This is a genomic window from Polynucleobacter sp. UK-Kesae-W10 (assembly GCF_018881575.1).
GTDB lineage: Bacteria > Pseudomonadota > Gammaproteobacteria > Burkholderiales > Burkholderiaceae > Polynucleobacter.
Genome location: NZ_JACVQB010000006.1, coordinates 185976 through 198106, shown reverse-complemented (window position 1 = coordinate 198106; position 12131 = coordinate 185976). Strand labels below are relative to the sequence as shown.

The 12131-nt window shown below is 46.4% G+C and carries 14 protein-coding genes; 3 read left to right on the top strand and 11 right to left on the bottom strand.

Going from position 1 to position 12131, the window contains the following annotated elements; genetic code table 11:
* Positions 1 to 17: 17 nt before the first annotated feature.
* A complete protein-coding gene (locus ICN24_RS10015; protein ID WP_216223577.1) occupies positions 18 to 455 on the bottom strand; it encodes a universal stress protein in 438 nt (145 codons plus the stop codon).
* An 87-nt stretch (positions 456 to 542) separates the two neighbouring features.
* On the opposite strand from ICN24_RS10015, the gene ICN24_RS10010 reads away from it, so the two are divergent.
* Entirely contained in the window at positions 543 to 944 is a 402-nt protein-coding gene (locus ICN24_RS10010) for a DUF2177 family protein (RefSeq protein ID WP_216223575.1), read from the top strand.
* A 6-nt stretch (positions 945 to 950) separates the two neighbouring features.
* Positions 951 to 2579, top strand: a complete 1629-nt coding sequence (locus ICN24_RS10005) for a SulP family inorganic anion transporter (protein ID WP_216223573.1) — start codon at positions 951 to 953, stop codon at positions 2577 to 2579.
* 7 nt (positions 2580 to 2586) lie between these two features.
* On the opposite strand, the gene ICN24_RS10000 is transcribed toward ICN24_RS10005, so the two are convergent.
* Positions 2587 to 3306, bottom strand: coding sequence for a sulfite exporter TauE/SafE family protein (locus ICN24_RS10000; protein ID WP_216223571.1), 720 nt, complete (start codon positions 3304 to 3306; stop codon positions 2587 to 2589).
* 74 nt (positions 3307 to 3380) lie between these two features.
* Between ICN24_RS10000 and fnr the strand changes: the two genes are divergently transcribed.
* Complete coding sequence (fnr, locus tag ICN24_RS09995; protein WP_216223569.1) at positions 3381 to 4151, top strand: fumarate/nitrate reduction transcriptional regulator Fnr; 771 nt, start codon at positions 3381 to 3383, stop codon at positions 4149 to 4151.
* Here fnr and ICN24_RS09990 read toward each other — a convergent pair.
* The 9 genes from ICN24_RS09990 to ICN24_RS09950 all read right to left on the bottom strand — a co-directional run bounded on the left by ICN24_RS09990 (position 4148) and on the right by ICN24_RS09950 (position 12124).
* Complete coding sequence (locus ICN24_RS09990) at positions 4148 to 4408, bottom strand: hypothetical protein (RefSeq protein ID WP_216223568.1); 261 nt, start codon at positions 4406 to 4408, stop codon at positions 4148 to 4150. The genes fnr and ICN24_RS09990 overlap by 4 nt on opposite strands.
* Positions 4405 to 4608: a hypothetical protein gene (locus tag ICN24_RS09985; protein ID WP_216223559.1), complete on the bottom strand. Its 204-nt coding sequence runs from the start codon at positions 4606 to 4608 to the stop codon at positions 4405 to 4407. Before ICN24_RS09985 ends, ICN24_RS09990 begins: the two co-directional genes overlap by 4 nt.
* A gap of 29 nt (positions 4609 to 4637) precedes the next feature.
* Positions 4638 to 6095 carry a cytochrome c oxidase accessory protein CcoG gene (gene ccoG / locus ICN24_RS09980; RefSeq protein ID WP_216223557.1) on the bottom strand — a complete coding sequence of 486 codons (1458 nt, stop codon included), beginning with the start codon at positions 6093 to 6095 and terminating at the stop codon, positions 4638 to 4640.
* Positions 6096 to 6107: 12 nt separating this feature from the next.
* Complete coding sequence (gene ccoP, locus ICN24_RS09975; protein ID WP_216223555.1) at positions 6108 to 7034, bottom strand: cytochrome-c oxidase, cbb3-type subunit III; 927 nt, start codon at positions 7032 to 7034, stop codon at positions 6108 to 6110.
* Complete coding sequence (locus ICN24_RS09970; RefSeq protein WP_215358288.1) at positions 7031 to 7198, bottom strand: cbb3-type cytochrome c oxidase subunit 3; 168 nt, start codon at positions 7196 to 7198, stop codon at positions 7031 to 7033. The genes ccoP and ICN24_RS09970 overlap by 4 nt, the downstream gene beginning before the upstream one ends.
* 35 nt (positions 7199 to 7233) lie before the next feature.
* Positions 7234 to 7884, bottom strand: coding sequence for a cytochrome-c oxidase, cbb3-type subunit II (ccoO, locus tag ICN24_RS09965; protein ID WP_215320652.1), 651 nt, complete (start codon positions 7882 to 7884; stop codon positions 7234 to 7236).
* A gap of 12 nt (positions 7885 to 7896) precedes the next feature.
* A complete protein-coding gene (ccoN, locus tag ICN24_RS09960) occupies positions 7897 to 9336 on the bottom strand; it encodes a cytochrome-c oxidase, cbb3-type subunit I (RefSeq protein WP_215320654.1) in 1440 nt (479 codons plus the stop codon).
* 190 nt (positions 9337 to 9526) lie between these two features.
* The gene (ccoS, locus tag ICN24_RS09955) at positions 9527 to 9682 is read right to left on the bottom strand and encodes a cbb3-type cytochrome oxidase assembly protein CcoS (protein WP_216223553.1); all 156 of its coding nucleotides are present in this window, start codon (positions 9680 to 9682) and stop codon (positions 9527 to 9529) included.
* Between the two features lie 9 nt (positions 9683 to 9691).
* Entirely contained in the window at positions 9692 to 12124 is a 2433-nt protein-coding gene (locus tag ICN24_RS09950) for a heavy metal translocating P-type ATPase (RefSeq protein WP_216223551.1), read from the bottom strand.
* Positions 12125 to 12131: the final 7 nt, after the last annotated feature.

Below are 12131 nucleotides of genomic sequence, written 5' to 3'. Positions count from 1 at the left end.
GATGCCTCAATACGAAGTTAGAGCACTAAAACAGGTAACTTAGAGTGCACAATCACCTCGTGCGTTTCGCTACCCAATAAAATTCCTTTGATGCCTGTACGCTTATGTGAAGCCATCACAATGACATCGGCTTTTGCTTTTTTAGCGCCATCCAAAATACCTTCGGATAGATTGCTATTGGAAATATGCAAAGACTTGGCTTTGACGCTGGCACCTAAGGCAGTAGCAGCCTTCTTAAAGACATCTTTGGCGTAGGCATCACAGACAGTTTTGTGCTCTTTTGCAGAAATGCCGTAGCCCATCGTGCTATCGGAATACACCAAAGGAGGAAGCGGGTCGGAAACATAGACCAAAGTCACCGCAGCACCATCAGCCTTAGCAAGCTCAGCCACCTTTTTTAAGGATTTTTTGCTCACATCGGAGCCATCCACCGGCACTAATAAATGCTTAAACATATCAACCCCTTTTAAATTGAACTACACATCCACTCTTTCCATCATAATACTTATTATTGATCTATAAAAGCTCAAGGGGAAACTGAATTGCTCAAGTATTTTGGCGTCTACCTATCGTTTCTATTTACCCTAATCGCGGTAGATTTAGTATGGCTTCTAGGGCTTGCCAAAAACCTCTATCGCGAGGAAATGGGTGAGCTCATGGCTGGTGAGCCAAAATTGCTTGCAGGACTAGCCTTTTATCTTCTTTACGCACTTGGCGCTTGCATCTTTGTTGTCATTCCCGCCCTGACCAAACAATCTTGGATGGATGCCCTAGTGTATGGAGCCCTCTTTGGTCTGTTCTGTTACATGACTTACGATCTCACTAATCTTGCAGTGATTCGCAACTTTCCCATGCGTCTTGCCTTGATCGATATTGCATGGGGCTCTTTCGTTACCGCCTCTACTGCAGTCTTCACCTATTGGGTAGGCAGCCGACTCTCTTAAGCAAGCATGTTCTTTCACCCAAAGATCCTCGACGCTTTCCAAGGCTATAACCGCAGCCTCTTTACCAAAGATATTCTTGCTGGCCTGACGGTCGGAGTAGTGGCGCTTCCTTTGGCAATGGCATTTGCGATTGCCAGTGGCCTCAAGCCTGAGGCCGGTATCTTTACTGCCATTATTGCCGGCGGACTAATCTCCCTGTTAGGCGGAAGTCGAGTACAAATCGGTGGGCCCGCAGGCGCATTCATTGTCATCGTCTACGGAATAGTTGAGCGCTATGGTGTTCCGAATTTATTGCTAGCAACCGCAATGTCTGGTGTCATCCTCTTTGTCATGGGGCTATTTAGACTGGGCACGCTAGTGCGCTTCATTCCGATTGCGGTCATTATTGGTTTTACAAATGGCATCGCCGTCTTAATCGGACTATCGCAAGTGAAAGAATTTTTTGGTTTACAAATTGAGAAAATGCCAGCCCAATTTTTTCAATCAATCCAAGCGCTCTATGCGGCTGCAAATACTGTAAATCCTGCAGCCCTCGGATTGGCCTCTGCGAGCTTGGCGTTAATTATTCTTTGGAAGATATTTCAAAAACATCTTGGCTGGCTGAGTCATCTGCCTGGCACTGTCGTAGCGATGGTTGCTGCAACAGCACTAAATGGATTATTAGATCTTCCCGTTGATACTATTGGTACCCGATTCGGTGGAATTCCTTCTAGCCTCCCCCATTTTGAATGGATCCCTATCAGCTGGGGAACGGCCCAGTTCATGATTACCCCGGCTTTAACTTTAGCCCTGCTGGGAGCAATTGAGTCATTGCTTTGCGCACGGATTGCAGATGGCTTAATCCATGATCGCCATGACTCTAATCAAGAGCTCATGGCGCAAGGGGTTGCCAATTTGGTCAGTCCATTTTTTGGCGGCATGCCAGCGACTGGCACGATTGCACGTACTGTTACCAATATTGAAAGTGGCGGCAACACTCCCCTTGCCGGCATTGTGCATGCCCTCACGCTATTGATAGTAGTGCTCTTTGCTGCGCCACTAGCAAAAGATATTCCACTGGCAAGCTTAGCCGCTATTTTGATGTACGTCGCCTGGAATATGGGTGAGTGGAAAAAGTTTGTGGACCTCAAGCAATTTAGACTGCCTTACAAACTAACCATCATCAGCGTTTTCTTATTAACCGTCATCTTAGATCTCACTGTTGCCGTTCAAGTGGGTCTGTTGCTCGCCTTTATTACCTTTATTTATCGGATTTCTAGCCTCTCTCGGTGTGAGATTGCTGATGTCGAACACTATCCCCAGCTTGAGCATCAACAAGGCCGTATCGATGCCTACCGCATCCATGGAGCCATCTTCTTTGGTGCTGTAAAGCTCTTGGAAAAAATTGAGGAGAACCTACCATCACAAACTTTATTAATCGATTTAAAGAATGTGATTTATATTGATACCTCTGGCATGGAAACGATTACAGAGCTTGCTCATCTTTGCAAGATTCGGAACGTCAAACTCATTATTTGTGGGCTTGATCATCAACCCCGGGAAATGGCCGAACGTAGTGGTTTTCTGCAAACAATACCTTCTGAATGCTTCTATCCTGATTTGATATCAGGCATCACAGCCACAACGCACTCTTAATCCCCTTTTAAGAAATGCAAAATCCGCCTTGCAGTAAAGCTTGGGGTAGCACCCAGGCACGATATAAACCGACCGTGCCTGCAATTAATAAAAGCAGCGCTGCACAATAGCGCACCCATTTGTATTGCCCAAACTGCGTTAGAGCGGCAGAAAATTTAGAGATCAACAATAGATTTGGCAAGGTTCCTAAACCAAAAGCTAACATCAGCATTGCACCCGTAAACACATCCCCGGATAGAAATGCTAATGGCAAAACACTGTAGACCAAACCACAAGGCACCAAACCCCAAAGCATGCCGCTAAACCAACGAGATGGCCCACTGGCAAAACGCCCCAGATATTTGGCCCAATAAGCGGCTATCTGGGTACTCAACCATCTGCCACCAAAACTACCTTCAGACTTACCCAAGCGCAACAAACGCCAGCCCATCCAAAGCAGCATGATCGAAGTCAAAACAAATAAGGATCTTTGTATAGGGACAAGGCTTTGCTGCCAAACGGCTACCCCTACCCAGGCTGCCAAAGCCCCGAGCAAGACGTAAGTTGTGACCCTGCCCATATGCATGACCAGCTGCAGGTAAAAAAGCTCTGATTTAGAACGTAAAGGGGCCGCAGAGACTGCCGGACGCTCAATGGCTGCAGCGATACCTCCGCACATCAAGGCGCAGTGCCAGCCGCTTACTAGGGCACCCAGAAAGACAGCCAAAACTAAACTGGTCGTCAGCATTCAATTTGCCATATAAGGGGGTAGAAATCTGCCTTCACCCTAGTAGAATAAACTGTCTGCATAATTAACCCAATATGAATTACAAACCAACCGATACCCCGACCAGCAAATGCTCCGTTTGCGTACTAGGGCAATTTTGTCTGCCAGTCGGCCTGAATCCTAGCGACGTATCCAAAATCGATTCGCTCGTCAAAGAGCGGGTTCATCTTCAAAAGGGTGAGAGCCTATACCGCCATGGCGATCCCCTGAGCTCGGTCTATAGCGTACGCTTTGGCACACTCAAAACAGAATACTGTTTGCAAGATGGCCGTCAGCAAGTGATCGGCTTCCATCTGCCTGGAGAAATCTTAGGATTAGATGGTATTGGCGATGGCCACTATCAATCCGATGCTATCGCACTGGAAGAAAGTGAAGTTTGCATCATTCGCTATGATGCCTTTGAAGATTTGGCACGGGAAATTCCAGTACTACAAAATCAGTTCCACAAAATTATGAGTCGTGAATTGACTCAAGATCAGCGCCACCTTCTCTCTTTAGGCACAATGCGCGCCGAAGAAAGACTAGCGGCGTTTTTGCTCAGCCTCTCGCAACGTTTGGCAGCACGCGGCTATCTCAATAATGAATTTGATTTGCGCATGAGTCGTGTTGAGATTGGTAGCTATCTAGGGATTCAGATTGAGACTGTAAGCCGTATGTTGTCGCGCTTTGCAGAATCTGGCCTGATTCAAATTAAACAGCGTCACATCAAACTCATTGACATGAATGGTCTATACGAGTTAGCCAGCATCCCCAATCCAGATAGAACGGCCTGCGTGAGTAGCGATATTCCAGTAAAACAGGTTTAGAGTAGGCCGCGGTCAATCTCTTTGCTGTCAGGTGATTCGATTCCCGGCAGGATATACGCAGTCAATGCGCTCGATACGGCGCAAAAAGTCCAAATAATAAAAAAACCAATGGTGTAAATACCCTCGTCGGAGACATCCGGGTGATATCCAAAAAATAACAGGTCCTGTGGATGAATGACCGTAAAGAGCAGACCTTCAGCCATACCAGCCACTAAAAAAGAAGGCCATAAGATCCAAATTAAGAGGCGATATTTCATTTGCTCGCCTGCGTCTCTTTAATTTGCTCTACTTTCAAACCCTGCTTTACAACACCATCGCGCAGGGGCTTATCTGCGTACAGATTGACAGCCAACCAAATCGTAACTGCGCAGCCAATCATAGCAATTGCTGGCCCGCTAATTAATAGCCAAGGCCATAACTGTTTCCACCAGGGTTTGTTAATCTGTTGTTCGGTCATATGCATACTCTCCGTCTTTTCTTGCCTGCTTAACGTGGAATAATAAAACTCGATTTTTCATCGCGGGTTCTGATAATCATTTCATCGCCCGCCATTTCCTGGGCACTGACATCAAAATGAATTGGGTAGTTGCCTGATTCATTCAAACCAATATCGGTGCTGACTTTAATAGGCATCAGCTGATTGCTTGCTGGGGCCACCTGAATTTCAGTCACTTCCTGGCCCTGAGAATTGAGGATCTTTAAGCCCTCCAAGCCAACAGCCTTCAGCCTCACCTTCATTGGATGCTCTGAGGCATTCATGATCTGAATTCGATAGATGTTCTCAATACGCACACCCTCAACCTCACGCGCCAAGGCACCACGATCTCGCATGACATCCACGCGCAGGGGATTGCGTGTAGCCAAAGAAATCAAGAATGCAGAAGCAAGCACCGTGATAAAAGCGGTATAGATTAATACCCGAGGACGAAGAATATGCCTGATTGCACTCTGATTCGATTCTTTATCTTCGATTGCACGCTCGGTGGTGTAACGAATCAATCCTTTTGGATAGTTCACTTTTTCCATCACTTGATTACAAGCATCGATACACGCACCACAACCAATACACATGTACTGCAAGCCATCGCGAATATCAATGCCAGTGGGACATACTTGCACGCAAATACTGCAATCAACGCAATCACCCAAACCTAAGGAAGCATGGTCGGCGGATTTACTACGGCTACCACGAGGTTCGCCACGCACCTTATCGTAGGTTACCAAGAAGGTATCTTTGTCCACCATCACACTTTGAAAGCGGGCATACGGACACATGTATTTACAGACTTGCTCGCGCATAAAGCCAGCATTACCCCAGGTTGCAAAGCTATAAAAGCACAGCCAGAAGGTCTGCCACGGGCCTAAGGAGAGATGCAAGATAGCAATTCCCAAGGTTTCTATCGGCGTGAAATAACCAATAAAGGTAAAGCCTGTCCAGAAGGCTACTAGGAGCCAAAGGAAGTGCTTGGTAATCTTAAGACGCCACTTCCGAACACCCCAAGGCCACTCTTCACCATCCAAACGAATCCGCGCAAATCGGTCGCCCTCTACCTTGCGCTCAATCCACATAAAAATTTCGGTATAGACAGTTTGCGGACAGGCATAACCGCAAAATAAGCGACCGGCTACCGCAGTAAATAAAAATAAGGCAAGTGCAGAAAGAATAAGTAAGAGTGTGAGATAGATCACATCTTGCGGCCATAGTACGAGACCAAAGATGTAGAACTTACGCTGAACTAAATCAAAGAGAACTGCTTGACGACCATTCCAACTGAGCCAAGGTAGGCCATAAAACAGCAGTTGGGTGGCAAATACCAGAATAAAGCGCCAGCGGGCAAATAATCCTGATACTGAACGCGGGTAAATCTTTCGCCGGACCTCGTAAAGAGACTCCTCAATAACTTCTATCGGAATTGGCTTCCCGCCCGGCGAAATATATGGCACTAATTACTAATCTTATTTAGCTGCTGCCGGTTGTTTATTGTTAGATAAACCCCAGACATAAGCTGCTAACAAATGAATCTTCTCAGGACTCAATACCTTATCTTGAGCAGGCATCATAGCCATACGACCCTTAGTTACCGTTTCAATAATCGTCGCTTCTGAGCCACCATATAACCAAGTTTTATCGGTTAAATTTGGTGCGCCTAAAGCAATATTGCCTTTGCCATCCGGACCATGACACGCTACACAGTTTGCCTTGAATACTTCAGCACCACGAGCGGCCTTCAAGTCATCCGCAGGCAAGCCTGACAAGCTACGAACATAGTTGGCTACATCCACGATTTGCTTGCTATCCAGTTGTGGGAATGGAGGCATCACACCGCCACGTCCATAGGTAATGGATGCCTTGATATTTTCTGGTGAACCTCCATAGAGCCAGTCACCATCAGTCAAATTAGGAAAGCCTTTAGCGCCTCCAGCATCAGAGCCATGACACTGTGCACAAGAATTCAGGAAGAGGCGTTGACCCATTTCGCGGGCTTTAGGATCGGCCGCCACTTGATCAATGTCCATCTTGACGTATTTCGCATAAACAGGCTTTAGCTCATCATTTGCTTCAGTCATAGAGCTCATCAAAGCACCATCAGTGGTGTAGCCCATAATCCCCGGAAATGATCCCAAACCTGGAAATAACACTAAGTAGACCAATGCAAAGATGCAAGAGAGCAAGAACATCCACATCCACCAACGTGGCAATGGATTATTTAACTCACGCAGATCGCCATCCCATACGTGACCCGTATCAGCAACCGCGCCATCGGCCGTATGCACAACCTTTGCTTTCCTTTGGGAGAACAAAAGCCAGATACACCAGAAAATTCCAACTAATGCAACTAAGGCGATGTAAGCACTCCAACCGCTGCTAAAAAAGTCACTCATGATTTGTCCTTACTAAATTCATCCGGAAGATCAAATGGAAGCTCTGCTGATTCCTGATTTGCTTTCTTGCGACCAGGAGACCAAGCCCACAAAACAATTCCTACAAAAAAAACTAGGCCTATTACTGTAGAAAATGCCGAGAGGTAGGGAGTAATCTGTTCCATTTGATTTAAGTAGTTTTAATTAATAACCTTGTTAATTACTTCGCTACAACTTCTTCGACAGTAATATAGCGACGCGTAATACCTAAGCCTTGCAGGTAAGCAACTAATGCATCTAACTCCGTCTTACCCTCTAACTCTGCAGGTGCATTTGCAATCATTTCATCAGTGTATGGAACGCCTAAACGACGCATAGCAACCATATGTGACTGAATAGAGCTTGCATCAGCTGCATTTTTTCCGAGCCAAGGATAAGCAGGCATATTGGACTCTGGCACTACGTCGCGTGGGTTATTCAAGTGAATTTGATGCCATGCATCTGAATAGCGCCCACCTACACGTGCCAAATCTGGGCCTGTACGCTTACTACCCCATAGGAATGGATGGTCATATACAGACTCGCCAGCCAATGAATAGGGGCCGTAGCGCTCTACTTCAGAACGCAATGTCCGTATCTGCTGTGAATGGCAACCGACACAACCTTCACGCTGATAGATATCGCGACCAGCTAAACGCAAAGCTGTGTATGGAACAACACCAGGACTAGGCTCAGTAGTAGTGTGCTGGAAAAAGAGTGGAACAATTTGCACCAACCCTGCAATCGATACAACCACGATCGTTGCAATAATTAACCAACCAACGTTTTTCTCAAGCGTTCCGTGGGAAAAGAATTTATTTTCGCTAGACATTTTCTTCTCCTTTTAGTGTTCAGCAACGGCCATTGGAATAGGCGCATTTACAAAAGTTTTACCCTGCACTGTTTTGAAGACGTTGTACGCCATCAAGAACATGCCGCTTAGGTAGCACAAGCCGCCCATCAAACGAATAACATAGAAAGGGAAAGTCGCTTTAACAGACTCGACAAAGCTATATGTCAAAGTGCCGTCTGGTTCAAACGCTCTCCACATCAAACCTTGCATAACGCCGGCAATCCACATTGCAGCGATATAGAGAACAACTCCAATAGTGGCGATCCAGAAATGCAACTCAATCCACTTGGTGTTGTACATTTCTTTTTGACCAACCAAGCGCGGGATCAGATAGTAGAGAGAGCCAATGGTAATCATGGCTACCCAACCCAAAGCACCAGAGTGAACGTGCCCAATAGTCCAGTCTGTGTAGTGAGACAAGCTATTCACTGTCTTGATAGACATCATGGAGCCTTCAAAGGTAGACATACCGTAGAAGGACAATGCCACTACCAAGAATTTCAAGATCGGATCACGACGCAATTTATACCAAGCGCCAGACAATGTCATGATGCCGTTGATCATGCCACCCCAAGATGGGGCTAGCAAAATTAAAGAGAACACAGTACCGAGCGACTGAGTCCAGTCAGGCAAAGAAGTGTGTTGTAAGTGGTGAGGGCCTGCCCACATATACGTAAAGTTCAAGGCCCAGAAGTGAACAATCGACAAACGATATGAATAGATTGGACGCTCAGCCTGCTTTGGAATGAAGTAATACATCATGCCCAAGAAGCTAGTGGTCAAGAAGAAGCCTACTGCATTGTGGCCATACCACCACTGAACCATTGCATCTTGAACCCCAGCATATGCAGAGTAGGACTTCCATAATGTTGCAGGCATCTCTAAGTTATTAAAGATATGAAGAATGGCAATAGTCAGAATGTATGCGCCGAAGAACCAGTTCGAAACATAAATATGTTTCGTTTTGCGCTTCATGATGGTGCCAAAGAAAACAACTGCATAGGCTACCCAAACTACAGTGATCAAAATATCAATCGGCCACTCAAGCTCAGCGTATTCTTTTGAGGTTGATATGCCCAATGGCAATGTCACTGCAGCCAGCACAATAACTGCCTGCCAGCCCCAGAAGGTAAAGGCTGCTAGCTTGTCACAAAACAAACGCGCCTGACATGTACGCTGAACGATGTAATAGGATGTTGCGAATAAGGCTGACCCACCAAAAGCAAAAATCACTGCATTGGTGTGCAAAGGACGCAAGCGACCATAACTCAACCAAGGAATATTAAAAGTGATTTCAGGCCAGATCAACTGGGCTGCGAGGATAACCCCCACGAGCATGCCAACAATTCCCCAAAGCACAGTAACGATGGCAAATTGGCTGACAACCTTGTAATTGAAGGTATCTTGATTACTCCCCACGGTAAGTCCCATGGTTTCTCCTTTTTTGTGACCAAACAGCGACATAATCCAAATAGACTGGATTGATTATCAAAGTAGAGTCCCAAGGGGGATTTGATCTATATCAAAAAGGGTGAGGCAAATTCACCCTGCACATCTAAGGGAAACCCTAGATTGCTTGGGCTATTTAAATATATAGCTATTATTTAGAGTGTTTACTAACTTATTTGGATTTTGGAGTGTCATCATCCATCAAAATCGCCTCACCAGGACCGTCTAAATCGTCAAATTGACCACTTTTTATGGACCAGTTCAAAATCCAGACCAAAAGGCCAATTAAAACCAGAGAAATGGGAATGAGAAGAAATAGACTTTCCATTCCTATAGTCTAAGCCTTTCGTAAGCGCCAGGCATTTAAAGTCACGGCTAACGAGGAAAGCGACATCCCGATCCCAGCAACCCAGGGATTTACTAAGCCCATCATTGCAGCAGGAATAGCCAGCAAGTTGTAAGCCAAGGCCCACCATAAGTTTTCTTTGATGATTGCGTGAGTTTTATCAGCTAGCAACAAAGTTTTTGCTAAAGGCTCTAGAGAACTAGCCGTCAGAATTGCATCAGCTCCAGCTGCAGCCAAAGGTGCACCAGCGCCAACTGCAATAGAAATATCAGCACGAGCAAGCAAAGGCGCATCGTTCACACCATCGCCAATAGCCCATACAAAACGACCTTCTTTTTGCAACCTTTCGATGTAGTCATACTTATCTTCAGGCGTACAACCGCCTCGATATTGCTTAATACCAACATGATGTGCCCACCACGCAACCGTAGCGCGATCATCACCAGAAACTAAATGCACTGCAATCTTTCTAGACTTCACTACTTTTAGGAATTGCTCTAATCCTGCTCTAGGCGTGTCCAAAAATACAAAGCTAGCTATTAATCCTTGTGCATCCGCTAAATGCACCTGACCGTATTGCCCTAATTGCGCACTCTGCTCTACCCCCAGCCACAATGCACTTCCTAAGCGATACTCGCCTGAACTTAAACCTTTTCCCAGTTGATTAATCACTGGCTCACTCAATGTAGGTAAAGATAAATTTTCAGCAGTAGCGGCACGCATCAAAGAAAGTGCCAACGGATGTCTTTGCCCTGCCTCCAATACCGCAGCTAAGGCCAAGGCATTTTCACGTCGATAGCCCGCACGCAAATTAATAACCTCTTGCAACTCTGGCTGACCCATCGTCAGCGTGCCAGTTTTATCCAATACGAGGTCACTGGCTTTGGCCAGGCCCTCCATGACATGACCACGCACAATCAATAAGCCTAACTTTGTAACTGCGCCTTGCGATGCCGCCATTGCAGTTGGTACAGCTAGCGATAAAGCACAAGGGCAACTAGCAACTAGAACAGACACCAATACAGTCCAAGCGCGACTAGGATCAAAATACAGCCAAATAGCCGAAGCGATGAAAGCACTGCAAAGCAAACAAGCCACAAAGTAAGCCGCCCACTTCTCTGCCAAACTCACCATGATGGGCTTGGCCAGTAGCGCTTGATCTAATAAAGAGGCGATACCAGCAATTCGGGTAGATTGACCCACCGCCTCAATCCTCATGATGAGGGGATTGAGAATATTGTGTGTACCTGCATACACCCGATCGCCAATTTTTTTCTCAACCGGCTTTGACTCGCCCGTCAATAAAGACTCATCTAGTGCACTAGCATTCTCAATCAAGATACCATCAGCAGGCACCACTTCACCAGGGGAGACGCGCAGCACTTCACCGGGATTACAGTTCACCACCGGCACTACTTCCACCTTCTGCGTATCAGGGTAAGCAGATAAACGATCACAAGTTGCGGGCAATTGCTTCGCTAATGCTTCCGCCCCCCCTTGGGCGTCCTGTCTTGCCAATAACTCTACATAACGCGCAGCCAAGATAAATGCCACAAACATCGTGATGGAGTCAAAGTAGCTTTGACCAGAGCCACGAATCAAATTAATCGTGCCCGCAATAAAAGCCAATGCTAATGCCAGTGCAATGGGTACATCCATCCCCAATAAATGCGTCTGCCTAAAGGTTTGCATGCTGCGCCAAGCTGCCTGGAATATTGGCCCTGCTGAGTACACCATGACCGGCACCGTCAACGCCCAACTTGTCCAACCCAACAAGACTTCAAACTCGGGAGTGATATCGGCACCAACATACGTCGGCCAGGCATACATCATTACCTGCATCATGCCCAACATAGCAACACCCAATCTGGTCAGTAGCTGTCGGCGCTCTTTTTTGGCCTTATCTAAGGAGAGCGATGGTTCAAATGGCCATGCCTCGTAACCAATTCTTTCGATCTCAAAAAGTAATCTCGCCAAACTTGTTTGATCAGGTGAAAAATGCACGATCACTTTTTGCGTCACATAATTAATTTGCACATCTTTGACGCCGACGGTTCGACGCAAGTGCTGTTCACATAACCACACACAGGCAGCACAACGAATTTTCTCCAGGCGCAATGTCGTTTCTAATTGTCCTGCATCACCAAACGGTCTTGTAAAACGACCACGTAAAGAAGGGTCGTCATAAGGCTTTAGCTTCTCGGGAATTTCATTGTTTGCTAGATATGCTGCAGGCTTATCACTGGATTGTGCGCGGCGCGCATAAAAGACTTCCAATCCCTCGCCATGAATCGTTTGGGCAATCGCCATGCATCCAGCACAACAAAAGGCGCGGATAGAGCCGGCTAATTCAGCCTCAACCAGCTCACCCGGCAAGATGGTACTGGAGCAGTGATAGCAAGTGAGGCGCATGTGTTGATTCATCAATAAC